14 protein-coding genes are annotated in these 21,836 nt (G+C 39.2%); 7 read left to right on the forward strand and 7 right to left on the reverse strand.

The features are described 5' to 3' along the window. Nucleotides 1-4 precede the first annotated feature (4 nt). Nucleotides 5-691: a prepilin peptidase gene (locus tag ABH902_RS13590; protein WP_404591585.1), complete on the forward strand. Its 687-nt coding sequence runs from the start codon at nucleotides 5-7 to the stop codon at nucleotides 689-691. A 55-nt stretch (nucleotides 692-746) separates the two neighbouring features. Here the strand turns inward: ABH902_RS13590 and msrA are convergent, their stop codons facing one another. After that, nucleotides 747-1,283 (reverse strand): peptide-methionine (S)-S-oxide reductase MsrA, encoded by a 537-nt coding sequence (gene msrA / locus ABH902_RS13595; RefSeq protein ID WP_404591587.1) that lies wholly within the window; start codon nucleotides 1,281-1,283, stop codon nucleotides 747-749. Nucleotides 1,284-1,415: 132 nt separating this feature from the next. On the opposite strand from msrA, the gene ABH902_RS13600 reads away from it, so the two are divergent. After that, a complete protein-coding gene (locus ABH902_RS13600; protein ID WP_404591589.1) occupies nucleotides 1,416-2,138 on the forward strand; it encodes a glucosamine-6-phosphate deaminase in 723 nt (240 codons plus the stop codon). Nucleotides 2,139-2,204: 66 nt separating this feature from the next. Here ABH902_RS13600 and rpoC read toward each other — a convergent pair whose 3' ends face one another. The 3 genes from rpoC to ABH902_RS13615 all read right to left on the reverse strand — a co-directional run bounded on the left by rpoC (nucleotide 2,205) and on the right by ABH902_RS13615 (nucleotide 10,617). Beyond that, nucleotides 2,205-5,858, reverse strand: a complete 3,654-nt coding sequence (rpoC, locus tag ABH902_RS13605; protein WP_404591591.1) for a DNA-directed RNA polymerase subunit beta' — start codon at nucleotides 5,856-5,858, stop codon at nucleotides 2,205-2,207. Between the two features lie 171 nt (nucleotides 5,859-6,029). Continuing rightward, nucleotides 6,030-9,647, reverse strand: coding sequence for a DNA-directed RNA polymerase subunit beta (gene rpoB, locus ABH902_RS13610; protein WP_404591593.1), 3,618 nt, complete (start codon nucleotides 9,645-9,647; stop codon nucleotides 6,030-6,032). 391 nt (nucleotides 9,648-10,038) lie between these two features. Next, nucleotides 10,039-10,617, reverse strand: coding sequence for a polymer-forming cytoskeletal protein (locus tag ABH902_RS13615; RefSeq protein ID WP_404591595.1), 579 nt, complete (start codon nucleotides 10,615-10,617; stop codon nucleotides 10,039-10,041). Between the two features lie 486 nt (nucleotides 10,618-11,103). On the opposite strand from ABH902_RS13615, the gene ABH902_RS13620 reads away from it, so the two are divergent. The 3 genes from ABH902_RS13620 to ABH902_RS13630 all read left to right on the forward strand — a co-directional run bounded on the left by ABH902_RS13620 (nucleotide 11,104) and on the right by ABH902_RS13630 (nucleotide 13,931). Beyond that, nucleotides 11,104-12,075 (forward strand): ABC transporter substrate-binding protein, encoded by a 972-nt coding sequence (locus ABH902_RS13620; RefSeq protein ID WP_404591597.1) that lies wholly within the window; start codon nucleotides 11,104-11,106, stop codon nucleotides 12,073-12,075. A 105-nt stretch (nucleotides 12,076-12,180) separates the two neighbouring features. Then, a complete protein-coding gene (locus ABH902_RS13625) occupies nucleotides 12,181-13,128 on the forward strand; it encodes an ABC transporter permease (protein ID WP_404591598.1) in 948 nt (315 codons plus the stop codon). Beyond that, nucleotides 13,128-13,931 (forward strand): ABC transporter ATP-binding protein, encoded by an 804-nt coding sequence (locus tag ABH902_RS13630; protein ID WP_404591600.1) that lies wholly within the window; start codon nucleotides 13,128-13,130, stop codon nucleotides 13,929-13,931. Before ABH902_RS13625 ends, ABH902_RS13630 begins: the two co-directional genes overlap by 1 nt. 68 nt (nucleotides 13,932-13,999) lie before the next feature. Here the strand turns inward: ABH902_RS13630 and ABH902_RS13635 are convergent, their stop codons facing one another. After that, nucleotides 14,000-14,212, reverse strand: coding sequence for a zinc ribbon domain-containing protein (locus ABH902_RS13635; protein ID WP_154778433.1), 213 nt, complete (start codon nucleotides 14,210-14,212; stop codon nucleotides 14,000-14,002). Between the two features lie 186 nt (nucleotides 14,213-14,398). Between ABH902_RS13635 and ABH902_RS13640 the strand changes: the two genes are divergently transcribed. After that, a complete protein-coding gene (locus ABH902_RS13640) occupies nucleotides 14,399-15,379 on the forward strand; it encodes a biotin--[acetyl-CoA-carboxylase] ligase (protein ID WP_404591602.1) in 981 nt (326 codons plus the stop codon). A gap of 137 nt (nucleotides 15,380-15,516) precedes the next feature. Continuing rightward, nucleotides 15,517-16,497, forward strand: a complete 981-nt coding sequence (locus ABH902_RS13645) for an LPXTG cell wall anchor domain-containing protein (protein ID WP_404591604.1) — start codon at nucleotides 15,517-15,519, stop codon at nucleotides 16,495-16,497. A gap of 148 nt (nucleotides 16,498-16,645) precedes the next feature. Here the strand turns inward: ABH902_RS13645 and ABH902_RS13650 are convergent, their stop codons facing one another. Together ABH902_RS13650 and ABH902_RS13655 are read right to left on the reverse strand one after the other, a co-directional pair. Continuing rightward, nucleotides 16,646-20,986: a VWA domain-containing protein gene (locus ABH902_RS13650; RefSeq protein WP_404591607.1), complete on the reverse strand. Its 4,341-nt coding sequence runs from the start codon at nucleotides 20,984-20,986 to the stop codon at nucleotides 16,646-16,648. Continuing rightward, entirely contained in the window at nucleotides 20,983-21,828 is an 846-nt protein-coding gene (locus tag ABH902_RS13655) for a DUF6273 domain-containing protein (protein WP_404591609.1), read from the reverse strand. The genes ABH902_RS13650 and ABH902_RS13655 overlap by 4 nt, the downstream gene beginning before the upstream one ends. Between the last annotated feature and the right edge of the window lie 8 nt (nucleotides 21,829-21,836).

Below are 21,836 nucleotides of genomic sequence, written 5' to 3' on the forward strand. Positions count from 1 at the left end.
CTTTATGCTATTTATCTATTTTACCATTGGTTGCATTATTGGTTCGTTTCTTTGCTTAGCGGCAGAGCGCGTTCCTCTTGGTCAGTCTATTTTATATCCGGCCTCACACTGCGCCAATTGTCAGACAAGGCTTACCTTTTTGGAGCTGATACCGCTTATTTCCATCTTATTTTTAAAGTTTCGGTGTCGCTATTGTCAAAGTAAATTATCCAGCATTTACTTTTTTAGCGAGTTGACTTGCGGGTTACTTTGGCTTTTTGTTTTTTTGAAAAGTGCAATGCCTGTTTATACACTCTCTTTTTTATTGTGTGCCTTTGTATTGGCTTTGACTGATATCTTCTACTTGATTGTTGAGCCCAAATTTTTTTATTTTTTCGCGGTTCTTTTATGTATGAATCATTTTCAGCTTGGTCTGTCATTTCATTTTATTGCCGGCTTCATTGCTCTTTCAGGTCTTTTACTCCTTAACTATATTTTACCAGATTCTTTAGGCGGTGGAGATAGTCTTATCATAATTTTATGGAGTATTTTATTAGGAAGCAGCAAGATGGTTCTTTTGCTGTTTATCGCAAGCGGCACCGGGTTACTTTTTTTATTGATTTATCAAGTTTATACACGAAAAAAGCTGCAGAGGCTGCCTTTTGTTCCTTTTTTAAGTATTGGTTTATTCGCAGTTCTTTTATGTACATAAAAAGAATCAAAAGAAATTAATCTTTTGACCCTTTTACTAACATGAACGTTTATATTTATGCTTTCTTTTGCCAATTTTTTCTTATAAAACCTGCTCGTCCGGAGCCTTCCCGATAGAGATTATAGTGAACACTATGCTTTTTATAATAATCCTGATGGTACTCTTCTGCAGGATAAAAAGGCTGTGCTGGTTCGATTTTTGTCACAATTGGTCGATCAAAGCGACCGCTATTTTGTAACGCGGCTTTTGATTGCTCAGCAATTTCCTTTTGCTTTTCATTTGCATAAAAGATGACTGGACGATAAGAATCTCCGCGATCGGCGAATTGACCGAGTGCATCGGTTGGATCAGTTTGCTGCCAATACGTTTCTACTAAGGTTTCATATGAGATTATGCTTGGATCATAGGTGATCTCCACGGCTTCCGTATGTCCGGTTGTTCCTGTCGTAACCTCTTCATAGGTTGGATTTTCGACATGCCCGCCAGTATAGCCTGAAATAACTGAGATAATACCCGGTTGACTATCAAAAGGTTTGACCATACACCAAAAGCAGCCGCCGGCAAAGATCGCTTTTTCATATTGCTGTTCCATTTATGCTCACCTCTTTTTTCTTTATAATAATCCGGATACAAAAATAAAGATATTGATTTGCTTTGAAAAAAGCCGTTGACATGGGATGGTTCCCACATGTTACATTAAAAAAAAGAAAGGAAAGTGAATGATATGAAAATTATTGTTGAAGAAACATACGAAAAAATGAGTCGAGTTGCCGCAAATATTTTATTAGGAAAAATGTACCAGCAAAAACGAGTGAATTTAGCTATTACTGCAGGTTCAACACCTGTTAAAATGTACGAATATTTAGTAGAAGACGTAAAAAATAAACCATATTTTGATAATGTTCATTACTATAATTTTGATGAAATTCCATTCAAGCAAAAGCAAGGCTATGGTGTAACAATGTCTAATCTTAACAGTTTATTCTTCGAACCAGCAGCAATTCCAACCGACCAAATCCATTCTCTTGATGAAAAAAATTATAAAGAACAGGATAAAAGAATTGAACAAGATGGCGGTTTAGATTTGATTTTACTGGGAATTGGTGCAGATGGTCACTACTGCGGCAACTTGCCAGGAACAACCAAATTTGAAGACCTGACTTCTTATGTAGGAGAAGATGCAACTGAAAATATGAAAGACATCTTGCTTAGCGAAGTTGGCGGCGACGAGAATGAACGTCCAGATTTTTATGTTACTATGGGACCAAAAAGTGTTATGCAGGCAAAAGAAATCCTACTTTTTGCTACTGGAAAGAAAAAAGCAGCAATTATCAAGCAAGCCTTCTTTGGTCCAGTCACTAATGATGTGCCCGCTTCTTTATTACAAACACACCCCAATTTAACGATCGTTCTAGATCAGGAAGCTGCTTCAGAATTAGCTTTATAGGTCACTTAGTAAAAAAACGAGCGACCGCAAACCATTGTTATAGTTTGCGGTTGCTCATTTTTTTGCTTATTTATTTAATTCATTCAGCGCATCTTCTGCAGCCATTTGAGCTTCAATATCAGAGATACTGTAAACATTTTCGCTTGCAACGCTAACTTCTTTTGGTTCCATATTACGGTAACGAGCCATACCAGTACCAGCTGGAATGATCTTACCGATGATAACATTTTCTTTCAAGCCAAGTAATGGATCTTTCTTACCGCGGATCGCAGCATCGGTTAACACACGAGTTGTTTCTTGGAATGACGCAGCAGATAAGAAACTGTTTGTTTCTAGAGATGCTTTCGTAATTCCTAGTAACACTGGACGGCTAGTTGCTGGAACTCCGCCGGCTACTAATGTGTCATAGTTACGATCTTTAAATTCTGCGATATCAAGTAGTGTACCTGGCAGAATTTCTGTGTCACCTGGATCCATAACACGAACTTTACGCAGCATTTGACGAACCATTACTTCGATATGTTTATCACCGATTTCTACCCCTTGCATACGGTAAACGCGTTGTACTTCACGCAATAGATAGTTTTCAACAGATAATACATCACGAACTTGTAATAATTGTTTTGGATCAATGGATCCTTCTGTCAACGGTTCACCACGATGAATGGTGTCGCCTTCAGCCACTTTCATACGCGCTGTATAAGGCACAGTGTATGTCCGTGTATCTGTTTTTCCTTTGATGGTTACTTCTTTTTGACGTGTAGCAGGATCTTCAGAAATATCGATGACTTCACCGGTAACTTCTGTGATGACTGCTTGCCCTTTCGGATTACGTGCTTCAAAGATTTCTTGGACACGAGGCAGACCTTGAGTGATATCATCACCGGCAACCCCGCCGGTATGGAAAGTACGCATGGTCAACTGTGTACCTGGTTCACCGATTGATTGAGCGGCAATTGTACCAACTGCTTCGCCCACTTCAACGCCGGAGCCAGTAGCCAAGTTACGACCATAACAATGCTTACATACGCCATGTTTCGTGTTACATGTAAATACGGAACGAATTGTGACTGTTTCAATTCCTGCATCAACAATTTCTTTAGCAATATCTTCAGAGATTAGTTGGTTTTCACCAATCAGTACTTTTCCTGTTTCTGGATGAACCACTGATTTACGAGTATAACGTCCAATCAGACGTTCTTCAAGAGATTCGATGATTTCATTTCCTTCACGGATCGCTTGAATTTCAAGACCACGGTCAGTCCCACAATCATCTTCCCGAATAATTACATCTTGGGCTACGTCAACCAGACGACGAGTCAAGTAACCTGAATCGGCTGTCTTCAAGGCTGTATCGGTCATTCCTTTACGAGCCCCGTGAGTTGAGATAAACATTTCCAAGACAGACAGTCCTTCACGGAAGTTAGAGATGATCGGCAATTCCATGATACGTCCGTTTGGCGCCGCCATCAATCCACGCATCCCAGCAAGCTGAGTAAAGTTGGAGATATTACCACGGGCACCAGAATCTGACATCATGAAGATTGGATTTTTAGCATCCATACTTTCGATCAGTTTTTGTTGAATTTCGTCTTTGGCTGCATTCCACACACCAATAACGCGTTCATAACGTTCATCATCTGTAATCAGACCACGACGGAATTGTTTTGTAATATTTTCAACTTGTTTGTGGGCATTTTCAATGATTTCTTGTTTTTCATGGAGAACCATAATGTCGGCAATCCCTACAGTCATACCGGCATACGTTGAGTGTTTGTACCCTAAGTCTTTCATGCGGTCAAGCATTTTAGAGGTTTCAGTAATATGGAATCTCTTGAATACTTCAGCGATGATATTTCCAAGGTTTTTCTTCTTGAACGGCAACACTAATTCCTGCGCTTTAATATGTGCTGGAATATCAGTTCCTGCTTCTACAAAATATTTATCCGGTGTTTGGACAGTTAAGTTGTAGTCAGTCGGTTCATTCAGATACGGGAATTCAATCGGCATGATTTCATTGAAGATAATCTTACCAACCGTTGTGATCAAAATACGTTCTTTTTGCCAATCCGTAAATGGTTTGTCGCCAAGCAACGTTGTTTGTACACCAATCCGAGAATGTAAATGGACATAGCCATTACGCCATGCTAAGACCGCTTCATTCATATCGCGGAAGATCATACCTTCGCCTTCACGATCAGCTTCTTCCATTGTTAAGTAGTAGTTTCCTAGAACCATATCTTGGGAAGGCGTTACAACTGGCTTACCATCTTTAGGGTTCAAGATGTTTTGCGCAGCTAACATTAGCATACGTGCTTCTGCTTGGGCTTCTTCGTTCAATGGTACGTGAACGGCCATTTGGTCTCCATCAAAATCGGCATTGTAGGCTTCACATACTAATGGGTGAAGACGGATTGCGCGACCTTCAACTAAAACAGGTTCAAAAGCTTGAATACCTAGTCTGTGCAGCGTAGGTGCCCGGTTAAGTAAAACTGGGTGTTCTTGGATAACTTCTTCCAGAATATCCCACACTTCATCTTCTTGACGTTCAATCTTGCGTTTTGCATTTTTAATATTCGTTGCAATTTCACGTTGAACTAATTCACGCATCACAAATGGTTTAAATAATTCGATGGCCATTTCTTTTGGCAAGCCACATTGATACATTTTAAGGTTCGGACCTACGACGATAACGGAACGACCAGAATAGTCCACACGTTTACCTAGTAAGTTTTGACGGAAACGACCTTGTTTCCCTTTTAACATATGAGAAAGAGATTTCAAAGGACGGTTACCTGGACCTGTCACCGGACGTCCACGACGACCATTATCAATTAATGCATCTACGGCTTCTTGAAGCATCCGTTTTTCATTTTGAACAATGATATTCGGTGCATTTAAATCCAATAGACGTTTCAAACGATTGTTACGGTTAATTACACGACGGTACAAGTCATTCAAGTCACTTGTAGCAAAACGGCCACCTTCTAATTGAACCATCGGACGTAAATCCGGTGGAATAACTGGAATAACATCCATAACCATCCAGCTTGGCTGATTGCCGGAAGCACGGAAAGCTTCTAGAATATCCAAACGACGGATTGCACGCGTTCTTTTTTGTCCTTGTGCTGATTTTAGTTCTTCTTTTAATTGAGCAACTTCGCCATCTAAGTCAACATTGTCCAATAGTTGTTTAACCGCTTCTGCTCCCATTGCAGCAGTAAAGCCTTGACCATATTGGTCGCGTTTGTCACGGTATTCGCGTTCTGTTAATAATTGTTTCTTCTCTAAAGAAGTATCGCCGGCATCAATAACTACGTAAGAAGCGAAGTAAATGATTTCTTCCAAGGCACGCGGACTCATGTCCAACACTAGACCCATACGAGATGGAATACCTTTGAAATACCAGATATGTGAAACAGGGGCAGCCAACTCGATATGTCCCATACGTTCACGACGAACTTTAGAACGAGTCACTTCTACACCACAACGATCACATACGATACCTTTATAACGAATCCGTTTGTATTTTCCGCAAGCACATTCCCAATCTTTAGTTGGACCGAAAATGCGTTCACAGAACAACCCTTCACGTTCGGGCTTTAACGTACGGTAGTTAATCGTTTCAGGTTTCTTTACTTCACCGTAAGACCAGCTTCTGATCTTTTCTGGAGAAGCCAAACCTATTTGCATACTTTCGAATTTATTTACATCGATCAAAAGGGATTCCCTCCATTCAATTAGTTAGAAAAGCTGAATGAGCTATTCACCGAGGTTCAAAGAGGGCGATACAAAAGCGTTCCACACTTATTTAGGCAGAGATCGCTTCTGTACAACCTAATCTCTTGAACGAACGGATTTTATTGGCACTTTAAACAAAATGTAAAACAACTAGTCTTGAATATCTTCCGCTGTCTCGAAGTTTTGAACAGCTGTTTCTTCGGCCGCTTCTTTTGCTTCAGCTGCTTCTTTTTCTAATTGTTTCGCTGATTGTTGTTCCGCAAATTTCGTTAGGGCATCAACTGTGATCAAGTCATCATCATCGTCATCCATATCACGCAATTCGATTTCTTGTTCTTCAATGTCCAATACGCGCATATCCAATCCAAGTGACTGTAATTCTTTTACCAATACGCGGAATGATTCTGGTACGCCTGGTTTTGGAATTGGTTCACCTTTGACAATAGCTTCGTAGGTTTTCACACGTCCGACCACGTCATCAGATTTGTACGTTAGAATTTCTTGTAAGGTGTAAGCTGCACCGTAAGCTTCCAGTGCCCAAACTTCCATTTCCCCAAAACGTTGTCCACCAAATTGAGCTTTACCTCCAAGTGGTTGTTGGGTAACAAGAGAGTATGGTCCAATAGAACGGGCATGCAATTTATCATCGACCATGTGAGCCAATTTAATCATGTACATCACACCGACAGAAATACGGTTATCAAATGGTTCACCTGTACGTCCATCATAAAGAATTGTTTTCGCATCGCTAGCCATGCCAGCTTCACGAACCGTTTCCCAAACGTCATCATCATTCGCACCATCGAATACTGGTGTTGCTACGTGGATGCCTAACTGACGAGCAGCCATACCCAAGTGCAATTCTAGTACTTGTCCGATGTTCATCCGTGACGGTACCCCTAGTGGGTTCAACATGATGTCAATTGGTGTTCCGTCTGGTAGGAACGGCATATCTTCTTCCGGCATAATACGGGATACAACCCCTTTATTACCGTGACGACCGGCCATTTTATCTCCTTCGTGAATTTTACGTTTTTGCACGATATAAACACGAACCAGCATATTTACACCTGGTGATAATTCGTCTCCTGCTTCACGAGTAAAGATTTTCACATCGTGAACGATTCCGCCGCCGCCATGAGGCACACGTAGAGATGTATCACGAACTTCACGTGCTTTTTCACCGAAGATTGCATGCAGCAAACGTTCTTCCGCAGATAATTCGGTTACCCCTTTAGGAGTGACTTTACCTACTAATAGATCACCGTCTTTTACTTCGGCACCGATACGGATGATCCCCATTTCGTCAAGGTCTTTCAAGGCATCTTCCCCAACGTTTGGAATTTCCCGAGTGATTTCTTCAGGTCCTAATTTTGTATCACGCGCTTCTGATTCGTATTCTTCAATATGGATAGAGGTATATACATCATCTTTCACCAAACGACGGCTCATGATGATCGCATCTTCATAGTTGTACCCTTCCCAAGTCATGAAGCCGACCAATACGTTTTGACCTAAAGCCATTTCGCCTTCTTCCATAGAAGGGCCATCTGCTAAGGTATCGCCTTTTTCAACTTTTTCGCCTAAAAGTACGATTGGACGTTGGTTGTAGCTTGTTCCGGAGTTTGAACGACGGAATTTTGTAACCATATATTTATCTAACGCGCCGTTATCGCGACGAACGCGAATTTCTGATGCGTCCACGTATTCAACGACACCATCATGTTTACATAAAAGAGCGGCTCCTGAGTCATGTGCAGATTTATATTCCATACCAGTTCCCACAAGTGGTGAACGAGGCTGGATCAACGGCACAGCTTGACGCTGCATGTTGGCACCCATCAAAGCACGGTTGGAGTCATCGTTTTCCAAGAAAGGAATACATGCTGTCGCAACAGCAACTACCTGCTTAGGTGAAACGTCCATGTAGTCTACTCGGTCAATCGTTACTTCAAGGTTTTCACTTTGTAGACGAGCCATGACTAATTCTTCCGCAAAGGTGCCGTCTTCATTTAAACGTGAATTTGCTTGCGCTACGATATAATGGTCTTCCGTGTCAGCGGTTAGGTAATCCACTTGATCGGTTACTTTGCCGGTTGCACGATCCACACGACGATACGGTGTTTCGATAAAACCAAATTTATTTACTTTGGCATAACTTGACAAGCTATTGATCAAACCGATATTCGGGCCTTCAGGCGTTTCAATCGGACACATACGGCCATAGTGAGAATAGTGAACGTCTCGAACTTCGTAGCCGGCACGGTCACGTGTCAAACCACCAGGTCCTAAGGCAGACAGACGACGTTTGTGCGTCAACTCACCCAGCGGATTGGTTTGATCCATGAACTGCGACAACTGAGAAGAACCAAAGAATTCTTTGATACTTGCTACTACAGGACGAATATTGATTAATTGTTGCGGTGTCAAGGTTTCTGTATCTTGGATAGACATTCTTTCACGAACCACACGCTCCATACGAGCTAAACCAATACGGAATTGATTTTGTAGTAATTCGCCGACAGAACGAATACGACGGTTTCCTAAGTGATCGATGTCATCTACATTGCCGATATCTTCCATCAAATTAAAGAAGTAGCTCATTGATGCAATGATATCTGCTGGACGTACTGTTTTAACACTTGTATCAGGATAGCCATTACCAATCACGTTCACAACACGTTCTGGATCTTTAGGTGATAATACTTTGATGACTTGAACGGTCATTGGTTCAGTAACTACACCGTCTTCAGTTGGGTAGTAAGTCACACTGTTCAACCCATTATCAATATGTTCGCCTAAGGTTTCCATTACTTGGTGCGTTAAGACTGTTCCTTTTTCAACAAGGATTTCGCCAGTTTCTGCATCAATCAATGTTTCAGCAAGAGTTAGGTTTAATAGACGCGTTTTTAAGTCTAATTTTTTGTTTACTTTATAACGACCAACGTTTGCTAGATCATAACGTTTTGGATCGAAGAAGCGGGCATTTAGCAAATTGCGTGAGCTGTCTGCTGTTTTTGGTTCGCCCGGACGAAGACGTTCATAAATGTCTTTTAGTCCTTCTTCCGTACGAGAATCGCTGGCATTTTTGTGTAAATCTTTTTCGATAGTATTCCGCAAGCTTAATGACTCACCGAAAATTTCAAAAATAGTATCATCAGAGCCAAAACCTAAGGCACGAACTAAAACAGTTAACGGAATTTTACGCGTACGGTCAATCCGTACATAAGAGATGTCTTTCGCATCAGTTTCCATTTCCAGCCAAGCGCCGCGGTTAGGAATCACCGTTGAGCCAAAGCCTTCTTTACCGTTTTTGTCTACTTTACCGTGGAAATAAACACCTGGTGAACGAACCAACTGAGAAACGATAACACGTTCTGCTCCGTTAATAATGAAGGTACCCATTTCAGTCATTAGAGGGAAATCACCAAAGAAGACTTCTTGTGATTTAATTTCTCCAGATTCACGATTTGTTAATCGTAGAGTGACGTGTAAAGGTGCAGAATAATTAGCGTCATGCGCGCGTGCTTCCTCTACTGTGTATTTAGGTTCTTTTAATTCGTAATCTACGAATTCCAAAGATAGATTCCCTTGGAAATCATCAATTGGTAAAATGTCTTCAAACATCTCTCTCAAGCCTTCATCTAAAAACCATTGGTAAGAGTCTGTTTGAATTTCAATCAAGTTGGGTAATTCCAACACTTCACTGATCCGTGCGAAACTTCTACGTTCGCGGTGTTTTCCGTATTTTACTACGTGTCCAGCCAAGCTCTTCACTCCTCTAATTAAAAGTCTATTCAAAACACTAACCGAAAATGTTTCATTATTGTTACTAAAATTAAATTTACGTAACAATAAGCATTTTTTGCAGTTTTTAGGCAAAAAAAAACCAAAAATAGAATGTGCTCTTGAAAATTTTCTCGTGCGTTTCTACTTTTGTTTCCCTATTAAAAACCGGAACGGACAATATTTCGCTCCTGCTTCGTCATTTTTCAGATAGTTTTTGCATCTATACATTCTACTTCTTTCTATAGTAAAAGTCAAGGGTTTCTGCAAGTTTTTTAGAACAAAAAAAAACGCCGACATTCTTCTGTCAGCGCTCCTTTTGTGAGTTAACTAGGGATTCAAAATCCCTTTATTTCTCTATTACTTAGTGAAATTATTGAACAGTAATGTCACCAGTTACTTCTGCGCCTTCTTTATCAAGAGTTGCAGATGTTTTGTATTCGTCTTTTTCAAAGATTACGTTTCCGTCAACCTTCGCCCCATTTAAAACAAAGCCGTTTGCTTTAACTAAAACGTCACCTTTGATTGTACCATTCACAATATTGAAGTTTTCAGATTCAACGACTAACTGAGGAACAGTCACTGTGTATCTAGCTGTTACTTTCATATCTGAATCTTGTGCGTATAACGCAAATTTTCTGTAGATTTCTTTAGAATCGTCACCTTTGTTGTGGAATTCACCAGAAACAGTTACATCCTTGTCAAAAGTCATATCTTTGGTTGTTGCAACGATCCAGTTACCGTCTGCACTAAGTGCTTTTTCAATAACTTCTGGTTGATCACTAACTGAAGCTGAGCTTACTGCATCCATACTTGAGCTTGTTGAAGTTGCTTCGGTTTTGCTGCTGGAGCTATTTGAGCTATCTTTAGAATTGTTGTCGCTGCTGCATGCGCCTAACACTAACACAGTTGCTGCCAATGTTCCTAAAGTAATTAATTTTTTCGAAATCATATACATCCTCCTAATATTTTAGTTATATAATTATTATTCGCCTTAGATTCTAGCACGAACGCATTAAAATTCCTAAACATAACCCTTCTATTTTTCTAAATTATTGACTTTTTTAACATAAATTTGTCAAACTAAAATATTCAGAAAATTTGAAATAATCTGTTGACATCTTCCCGCCTTTTCCTTTATACTGAAACCAATTCAAGTGGCGGAGGAATTTTTTATGAATATACTTAACGCACAACTGAATCATTTTTACTTTAGCTATTTTAGATAGTTTTGTATTCATGTGATTATGGATACAAACGGCAAAGACCTGTTTTTGTATCTATGATGGCTAGAGCACTTTGTTTTGAACAAACAGCCGCGTAGACAATCCTAAGTGGCTAACGACAAAGTGATTACTTAATGACTTTTATCATCCATTTAGGCAAATTGTCTAAATGGATTTTTTGTTTGATCAATTAACTTTTAGGAGGAATTAAGATGAAGAAGAAAGCACTAAGTTTCGCACTCATTTCTGCCGCAGCATTATTATTTTTAGGCGCCTGCGGAAATAGCAAAAAGGAAGCGGAAGATACAAACAATAAAAAAATCGGTGTCTTGCAGCCGGTCGCACACGGTTCACTAGATGCCGCATACAAAGGCTTTAAAGAAGGCTTAGCAGAAAACGGCTTCGAAGAAGGTAAAAATTTAACGATTGAATACAGCAATGCACAAAATGATCAAGCACAGTTAAAAAGTATGAGTGAAAAGCTGGTAAAAGGTAAACCGGATTTACTATTGGGGATTGCCACACCAGCAGCTCAATCATTATTAAATGAAACTACAGATGTTCCCATTGTCGTTACAGCGGTGACTGATTTAGTCGGCGCCAAATTAGTGAAATCAGACGAAAAGCCCGGCGGCAATGTTACTGGTACCACAGATATTGTCCCAATCGATAAACAAATCGAATTACTTTTAGCTATCGTTCCTAAAGCAAAAACCGTGGGAATTATGTACAATGCCGGCGAAGCAAATTCTAAAATCCAAGCAGAGATGGCCGAAAAAGCACTCAAAGAAGCTGGCGTTAAAACCAAGGTTCTTACAGCGAACTCTACCAATGACGTTCAGCAAGTCACTACTAGTTTAGCCAAAAGCACCGATGCGATCTATATTCCAACAGACAATACCTTCGCCTCCGCCGCAGCTGTAATCGGCGAAGTCGCAAAGGAACAGAAAATTCCGGTCATTACGGGCTCTATTGAACAAGCAGAAGAAGGCGGCTTGGCTACAGTTGGGATTGATTATACCTCTTTAGGCAAACAAACAGGCGTTATGGCCGCAGCAATCTTAAAAGGTGAGAAAAAACCAAGCGACATGCCTGTTGAAAAAGCCAAGGACTTAACTCTTTACGTTAATAAAGATATGGCCAAAGCTTTGGATATTGATCCAGATACAATTAAAGAACCTTAATTGATCTAAACAGATTTTGGAAAGCATTTACCTCATAAATAGGCAGCGGGCATTCGATGATGTCCGCCCCTATTACATAAAACTTATTGAAAGAAGCTGATTTTAGTGATAGACATACTCCTTTCCTCAACCTCCCAAGGCCTGCTTTGGTCTTTACTCGCAATAGGCGTTTTTCTGACCTACCGCATTTTAGATATTGCCGATTTGACAACTGAAGGTAGCTTTCCTTTAGGCGGCGCTGTAGCAGCTATTATTTTGACAAAAGAGCCTAGCAGCTGGCCTAGTCCCCTGCAATCTCTTTTTGAGTTCCCTATGATGACGCCTATCGTTGCTCTGATTATTGCTTTTATCGTCGGCATGCTGGCCGGTTTAGTTTCCGGACTCCTTCATACCAAGCTGAAAATCCCGGCATTATTGGCAGGAATTATTACCATGACCGGTTTATACACGATTAACAATCGGATTATGGGGGCACCGAATATTTCATTATTAGGGGCAGACTCCATCTTTTCTCAAGCAGAATCATGGGGCTTGTCAAAAGTAACTAGTACAATTTTTGTAGGATTAATTATTGTTGCTTTCGTCATTACCTGCTTAGTATTATTTTTCAAAACTGAAATTGGTTTAGCTACTCGTGCAACGGGGGATAACATTGACATGAGTGAAGCTAACGGAATCAAAACAGATAATATGAAAATTATCGGATATATGCTTTCGAATGGCTGCATTGCCTTATCCGGAGCTTTATTAGTTCAAAATAATAGCTTTGCGGATTTAAATTCAGGAATTGGCACGATCGTTATTGGTCTTGCTTCTATTATTATTGCTGAGGTTCTTTTCAAAAATAAACCATTAGGACTGCGTTTAATTACCATTGTTATTGGAGCAATCCTTTATCGCTTCATCTTGGCTTTAGTTCTAGAACTACAGGTTGATCCTACAGACTTGAAATTATTCTCAGCAATTATCCTAGTTATTTGTCTATCATCACCATTAATTCAAAAGAAATTAGGCTTTGCCAAACGAAACAAACGCAAAGGGGGCACCAACTAATGCAGCCTGTTTTAACGATCAAGAATTTACACCAATATTTCGAACGCGGAACAGTCAATGAAAATCATGTACTTAAAGGTATTAATCTGACGATCGAGCCAGGTGAATTTATCACAATTATCGGCGGTAACGGCGCTGGAAAATCCACTTTATTAAACAGCATCGCGGGAACTCTGTCTATTGAAGAAGGCCAAATGACCTTAAATGGAAAAGACATCACCAAACAGCGGGTGGTTGCCCGTTCTAAACAAATTAGCCGCGTTTTTCAGGATCCAAAAATGGGGACGGCTGTCCGTTTAACCGTTGAAGAAAATATGGCGCTTGCCATGAAACGCGGTAAAAAGCGTGGATTAGGCAGCGGCGTTCGTAAAAGTGACCGGCAATTTTTCAAGGAGCAGCTTGCCAGCTTAAATCTTGGACTTGAAAATCGCTTAACAACAGAAATCGGGCTTTTGTCCGGCGGTCAACGTCAGGCAATCACTCTTTTAATGGCTACCTTAATTCGGCCAGAGCTCATTTTACTTGATGAACATACTGCTGCTTTAGATCCAAAAACCTCCATTACTGTAATGGAGCTGACCCAAAAGCTCATTGAAGAACACAGCTTAACAGCCTTTATGGTAACTCATGATATGGAAGATGCGATCCGTTACGGCAATCGTTTGATCATGCTACACCAAGGTCAAGTTGTGGTTGATGTAGCGAAAGAAGCCAAAAAAGAATTAACGGTTAATGCTTTAATGGATTTGTTTCATAAAAACAGCGGCACAGAATTAAAGGATGACCAGCTTTTATTAGGTTAAACAGACAAAAAAGATTTTGGCAAAAAGCAAAAGCTTCTTCCAAAATCTTTTTATTTGTATCAATTTATTTAACCGCCCATTAAAAAGTCCAACACATTCCAGCCATCACTGGTTTGGCTACGGTATAGTTCTGTAAACCCGCATTTAGTACAGCTGATTGTAATGAATTTTTTATTTTGCACATCGAATATTTTGGCAAAATTACCACCTGTTGCTTGAAATTGATCAGAAACATAATGCATATTGCCACACTTCTCACAAACATATTGTTGTTTTTCCATTTTTCCCCCACACTTCCTTTTACTCTTTCATGACTTTTAGTTCTATGTCATTTATTATAGCAAGACTTCAGCAGGCTTGCCTACATCTTAAGAAGGATTTTTCCCTCCTCATTCCGTCCGATTCCGGTTGACCCTTTTCTATTCTATCAGATACAATAAAGCTATTCATTTGAAGGAGCTGAGATTATGTCCACGAAAAGCCAAGTATTAACATTATTAATGAAGCATGCCCCTGATTATCTTTCTGGTGAAGAGATGGCACAGTCACTTTCACTATCTCGAACAGCTATTTGGAAAGCCATTAATGAATTAAAAAAGGAAGGACATCTCATTTCCAGCGAACATCACAAAGGCTATCGCTATGAAAAAACGGATGTATTATCGGCAGAAGGTATCCGTTTAAATTTAACAGACGCCACGCCAGAGCTAATGATTACAGTTCTTGACTCGTCGGAATCTACTATGAAAGATGCAAAGCTTGCGGCAATTAATGGTGCACCGGCCCATACTTTAATCGTTGCAGATACACAAGAAGCGCCAAAAGGTCGTTTTGGTCGCCCCTTCTTTTCGAAAGCAGGCAGCGGTATTTATATGAGTCTCTTGCTTAAACCCAATCAAAATTTTGAAGAAATGGCACAATACACTGTGATTACAGCAGTTGCAGTGGCACGGGCAATGGATCAATTAGCAAAGGAGCATACAGAAATAAAGTGGGTCAATGATATTTATTTAAATGGAAAAAAAGTTTGCGGAATTCTTTCAGAAGCAATGAGCGACGTTGAAACGGGGCAAATTACCGATGTAATTATTGGTATGGGGATTAATTTTTCTTTGAAGCAGCAAGAATTTCCGGAAGAATTAAGAGCAAAAGCGACTTCTTTATTTGCTGAAGAGAAGCCTCTGATTACCCGCAATGAGTTAATTAGCGCAATTTGGAATCAATTTTATGCGATTTTAAATCAGCTTCCAGAACAATCCTTTATCGAAGAATACCGGGAAAAATCCTTTGTACTAGGAAAAACGGTTGCCTTTACTCAAGCAGGTACAACTTATCAAGGAACTGCCATAGATATTAATGATTTGGGTGAGTTGATTGTACAACTAGCTACCGGCGAAAAAAAAGCTTTGTCTTCTGGAGAAATAAGTTTAAGTAAAATAAATGAATAGCAGCTTGGTCAAATCATTAATTTATTAATTTTTCCTTAAGAAATAAAACTTTCTTCTTACGAACAAGTCCAAATGATTACTTTTGTGTTACATTAACATTACAAATAATACAAATGTAATATAAAAGGAGAAGGGTTATGAAAAAATTAGTTTTTTGTTGGGTTGCATTATCATTAATCACTGTATTTCCAGATATAGTATCCGCCGAGGAACTTCAGCAGAGTTCAGAAGAGGCAACTATTTCAAAAGTAACGGAAGTTTCCACCAGTAAAAGCAGTGAGGCTACTGCTAGCTCCGAGGAAACCACAGCTTCTACAGTAGAAGAAGCTACTGCCACAGAGCCAAATGCTGTGAAGGATTTAGGAATTATCAATACTTCTGTCATTATTCATAAAGGCGAAAAGCTCACTGCAAAAATGCTGGAAGATAATGCCCATGCTCATAGTGCAAGATATGAAGAACTGGAACTGCTAGAAGATGCTCCTACAGATAAAGCAGGCAAACATTTAGTAAAAGTCCGCTTTGTCATTTTCCCGCTAATTGAAGGAGAAGGCGAAAAGCAAACATTTACCGCTCAGATGGACTATCTTGTTGTAGAAGCCGATAAGAATAACTTTTATATTCAGTTTATTTCTTATGATTCCAAGACAAACGAAGTTAAAGGTCGTGTAGGCTCTGAAAATGGCAGCCCGGTTGGTCAAGCTTCGATCTATGGTCTGGACGTTTCTACTATAACAGTAGATCCTCCCGAGACTTTTGCAGATTTTTATACAAATTTTCTCATTCCAACTGAAAAAGTTGCAGTAGATGATAACGGCTACTTTGTTTTGCCATACAAAGAAAACTATCGCCTAGCTGCATTAACTATGGAAACAGGAGAGCATTCAATTATTTATACGCTAGATAAGCGAACTTTTACTCAAGAAGAAGCTTCTTCAATTTCAACTGAACGTACAGATTCAACTCAACCAGTCAAGAAATCAGAGAAAAATAAAAAAAGCGTATTTCCAAACACAGGTGAGAAAAAAGGATTTTATTTATCAATTATCGGCATTGCTATTATTCTATTGATCATCTTATTTTTGTTCATTAAAAGTAAAAAAGGCAGCACCAAGTAGTTTTATCAAAAATGGAGCCACTTGCCATCATCATTCATGTCGATATCAGTTGTTGGGAGATTATTCAATTTTAGGGTGCGGCATAAAAGTCATAAGTACTTTTATGCCGCACCCTATTTTTGTTGATGAATATCTTTATATTTTGCTGCTATTTATTACTAATCCGTCGAATGTCTTTACCAAATACTTCTCGATAAGTTGGTAGATTATGAATATCTTGGCTATGATTTGTTTTTTGTTTGCCAATCAATTCAAAACGTTCAATTTTTGTCAGTTGTTGATCTGGCTGCTGCTCTATTTCAGTTAAACTGCGTCCTGTTTCCCAAATAGCGACATCTGTATTTTTTAAAATTAACTTATTAGTATTGTTTCTCAAATTGACCACGCTTTGGCGCGCAATTCGTTTAGAATCCGTTGTATTACTAAAATCATAGGCTTTTGGCTGATCAAGCTCAATCGTACAGTTCGTTGCTTCATAGCCAGTATTCGACGTGAAGTAATTGTCGCCAGTAAAATCGACGACACTGATTCCACCAGTTCTGTCTGCCTCTCCTTTCACGAATAGACTACCACCAGGTTCTACCTTCAATTGGCAATTTGAAATTTTAGTCGGACTTAACGGTCCTCGCCCAAATTGCAACACCTTTCCATTACCATTAGAAATCAAACTTAGCTCCGCATCTTTTTTGATGGTTAGTGAACTACCACTTTGATCAAAACGCCAAGCATTTCCTTTCGTTTCCAACTTTACAGTAGTCTTTTCATCAATAACAGCTTGTTTATAATGTCCATAAAAAGCAGGGTAGTTCTTTCCTTTCTCAGGATTCTTCAGAGTGATATCACAATTTTTGCCGATCGTCAGCTCTTCATTGCGTCCAGTCCCTTGCTTTTGATCTCCTAGAACAAACCAAACAACTGAAAGATTATAATATTCCGTACTCCCTTTCCAATTAGTGGCATCTTCAACAATCAAGGAGCCAACGTACATATTTTCTGATGTTGTGCTCAAATCCAGCGATCCGTATAATGTAACCTCTGCTCCATAAGCCGCAACTAAGCGTGCCAGCCCTCTAGCATTCGCAGCATTATCATCTTCTTTCGTATCAATATTACCGAATCGGAAATACCAGTTTTTTGTTAAATCCTCTTCTCGTGATGAAACTTCTTTGCCCCAAGAGGAATGCGTATCTATTGCACCTACAAACGCATTAGAAGAGTACTGGCCACAACTAGCTGCCGCACCACTCATATTTTGGCGTAAAGAAATATCATGTAAATGGAACATAGAACGACGTACCGTTTGGTCATCAACTACTTCTTGATAGGAATCAGGAGCCTCGCTAGTGCGCAGGCTATGATACTTCTTCAAGGTCAGTCTATGGCCTTGACCATCAATTTCAATGGATTTTTTCCGTTTGTAGCTAGTTGGCCCTTTAGCTCCATTCGGTGAACTATCCTCAATATTCTTAGTCAATACGATTTTCGTTACTGCTTCATTTCTATATGCATCAATAAATGTTTGCCAATCACCTGCTTGAACGACATTTTTTTCTGGGTCAAACTTACCATGTAACCGATTATAATTATCTGAACCTTGTCCCTTTTTAGGTTTAAATTTAGCGATTACCTGCTTTTCAGCCTCTACCCTGAAACGATAATTCACGTCTGTTGAAACCTGTTTTTCATCGTGATACCAACCGACGAATTCATACCCTTCATTTGGTACAGCTGTTAACTGAACAAAATTACCTACTTTATAAAGCCCACCGCCAAACACAATGCCTTGCTCTTCATCTGCTGATTCAGCTGTTATCTTATATTCAGCTTCTGCAGCTTCTTCACCAGCAAGCTCCACATCAGGAGTAATTTCTTGCTTCGTCTGTTCGTCTACTAGCGTATAGGCCACATCCGTACCATTTTCAGTGCCATTTTCAAGCTCTTCAGTTGTGTATGCGGGAATTTGACTAGTATACGTTTTATCTTTTTGTAACGGCAGATCATAGTAATTTCTGATTCTAGTAACCTCACCAGCTTCATAGCTGTACTCATTGATTGCATAAGACATCTTACCATTATCTGTTGCTTTCACTTTAATTGAGTAACTGGCATCCGGCGGTAAATAAATCAGCTTCTCTCCGTTTTCATTTATTGAAGAAACCAGACTTGTCAGCTCTTGTGGTTCATTATTAACAATCGCTGCAACTAATTGATTTTCATCATTATAGACTTCGACATCCACCGGACAGTTAATACGAATAATTCGGTAGTTCCCGCTGACAAATGATGCTTTACCGCCTTCTGTATAGTTGGAATCCTGTGATTGTAGCCATGCGAGACATAACTCGGGGTAATGGGCTTGCATGATCCCTTCATTTTGTTTATATAGGGAATAGAACATAACTGGATGATTTATTAGTGACTCCAATATGGACGCTAATGGTTTCATCACTTTACTATCATACGGAACCCCTTCTTCAGCAAAAATCCGCTTGACCGAATCCTCTAAATAATCTATCGCTATAATACCTGAATTTTTTCTATATTCATTCCACCCTTCATAAAGGATTAAATTAAATAATTTTTCTGTAAAGATAACTTTAATGTTAGTATCGCCTATCCCATACATTGAGGCAACAGAATCTCTAATAGCTGATTCGTAGTGTTTTACGTAATTAGAACGATTTTTGAATGATTCATTAGCGATGACATTAACAAAATCATCTAGAAAAACACTTTGAGTGGCATTATAGAGGAATGGTTTTCCACCTGGAATGATTGAACTTAAATCTACTTTTTTCATAGAAAAATCGTCTACTAGGTAATTAGTGTTTGGCGCTAGAGAATTGAAACGTTTTTGCATGTTACTAACAAGTGTTTGATATTTAGAAATAGACACCCTGTCCCTAGAAGGCAGAACTTTATCTTGACCATATCTTGCAAATCCCCAATCTTTAGGTGCTACACGCGGCACAGGATCGTTTACATTAACAATATTATAGATATTTTTATAAATATTTCCTTTTACTTTCGATTCTATGGCTCCTGCCGGCGTTTCAAATGTATAAGCAAACACATCGTCTAAATCCAGTGTACAATTTGTAAATTTGACACCTTCATCTATTTTCCCTGCTACCAGATTAGCCGTTGCAGCCGCTCGACTAAAGCCAGTTACCCATAGTTTGATATCTCCGGAAATCCCATTGGCTTCAATATATTCTTTTGTTAAAAATTGTAGCACCTGATCTCTTGCTTCACTGAAGCCTTGATGATAATCAGATTTTCCTAGGGTAAAATTACTCGCCCATTCACTTTCATAGCCGCCGCCGCGTACAGCTAACGCGATTAGTGTATATTCTTTACCGTTTTCTGTGATTTTCTTTTTTCCGGCAATCGCTCCCACAGAATCCTTTTCTGGCTTTTTAGTAAACCAGTCATTGGTTTTAACATCGGTAAACCCAATTTCCTTTAGTAAATTTTTTGCATTGTTGCTTTTATTTTGATAATCAGAGCCTACATCTGTACTGCCAAAAGCAGAAAGTGCCAAGCTTAGTGACATCGTCGCCAGTTGTTCATTATACTCATATGCACTTTTCTTAAAATAGTTATCTTTATAGTAATAAACTGCACTGGCATCACTGTTTTTCAGCTTTTCATCCGAGCTTGGATATTTAAAAACATTACTACGACTTGTGATATCATCTGCGATTTTACCAAATTCAAATTCCAGTTCATCGCTTGAAGTGACATCATAATAACCCGCGTTTTGCAAACGATCCATAAAGGTACGTGCTCGCGTCAGCGAAGTACCTGATAAATTATGAAAGAAACCCAGAGAATAGATATAATGCGCATCTTCTTTTAAACGCTCCGCTACATCCAAGGCTCTGTTTTCAGAATTTGGTTCTCCGTCAGATAAAACAACAATATTTTTTATGGCTTCTTCCGTGTTGACTTTTTTTAATAGCTCTTCTGCTCGCAGCAATGCTTGATCTGTAGCAGTTCCGCCACTAGAATAAAGCTGAGTAATTGCTTTTTTCAATTTTTCAGAATCATTGGTAAATTCGCTATACGTTTTTGCATAATCTGAGAAACCAACAACTGCAACATAATTTTCTCCTTGTTCTTTTAATATCTGCTGGATAAATTTGTCAGCTGCTCCTTTAGCAGTTTGCATTGGAGTACCTGACATGCTGCCTGACGTATCAATAGCAAGAACTGTGTAACGAGCTTTCAGAGAAGCAGTCTGCAAGCTTTTACTTTCATCCTTTGCAGGAATTCCTTTTGTCAGCATAATTTCCTGAACCGAAAATGATTCTGGTTCTGCTTGTACTTCTTTTTCCTCAAACTCTTGCTCATGATTCATAACATAGTCGTCCCATGCATTTCCACTTACATCCGGTACTTCTTCCACAGCATTGACTGATATCGGAAGCAGGAAGAAAATCATTGCAACCACGCTTAATAACCAACAACCTCTTTTTTGTTTCATTTCTTATTCTCTCCTTTACCCTTTTCTTCTTTTAAGACAAATACTTTTTTACCTTTTACAATACCCTCCTTTCTTTCCAATTTTGTATCTTTAGCCACGCAGAAAGCGGGACGGACACTTAATTTGAATAATTTTTGTACAGTCATATCCTCTAATGTCGTATATGTGGCACTGCCATCATTTCTAATTGCCCACACCGTCGTATCATGTTCTGTATAAGGAGTTCTTAACCAATAGGGCTCAGCTTCTCCTGCTTTGGTTGTTGCAATATAAGAATGGAAACCCATGAAATACAGGAGCTTCTTTCCTTCTTCAGCCGCTATTCTTGATTTTCCGGCCGCTATTTCTGTACGAGATAATAAAAAAATTTTTCTTGGAATTGTTGTTGTTATTTTTCCTACAGAACCAACACTCGACTCGTCTGTAATTTGTATCTTACTTGTAGTTAGTTGTTTTAATATAGTTTCATCAAATATACTTAAAAATTTACTATTTAAATATTGATCGATCTTACTATTTTCATAATATGCCGCAAATCGTTCATTTTCGTTATAAATTCGTGGTTCGTCCAAAAGATATTTCCGCAGTAACACGACTTCTCCATCGCCATTATAATTTTTACTTAGTACCAGATAAGGTTCATATTCACCATTTTCTTTCAGATACACTGTGTAACCTTCAAACTTATTTACAACGGACAAGAGATTATCGTATGCGATATCTTTGATCGTTAATGGTTTGTTCAGTTGAATCACACCCCAAATTCCCCATACAACAAGCAGTCCGCCTAAAACTTTCAGTAGATTTATGATCGTTGCTTTTAGCCCTTTTGACCTTTTCATTTTATTCC

The sequence above is a fragment of the Enterococcus sp. UD-01 genome, assembly GCF_044909655.1.
Lineage (GTDB): Bacteria > Bacillota > Bacilli > Lactobacillales > Enterococcaceae > Enterococcus_L.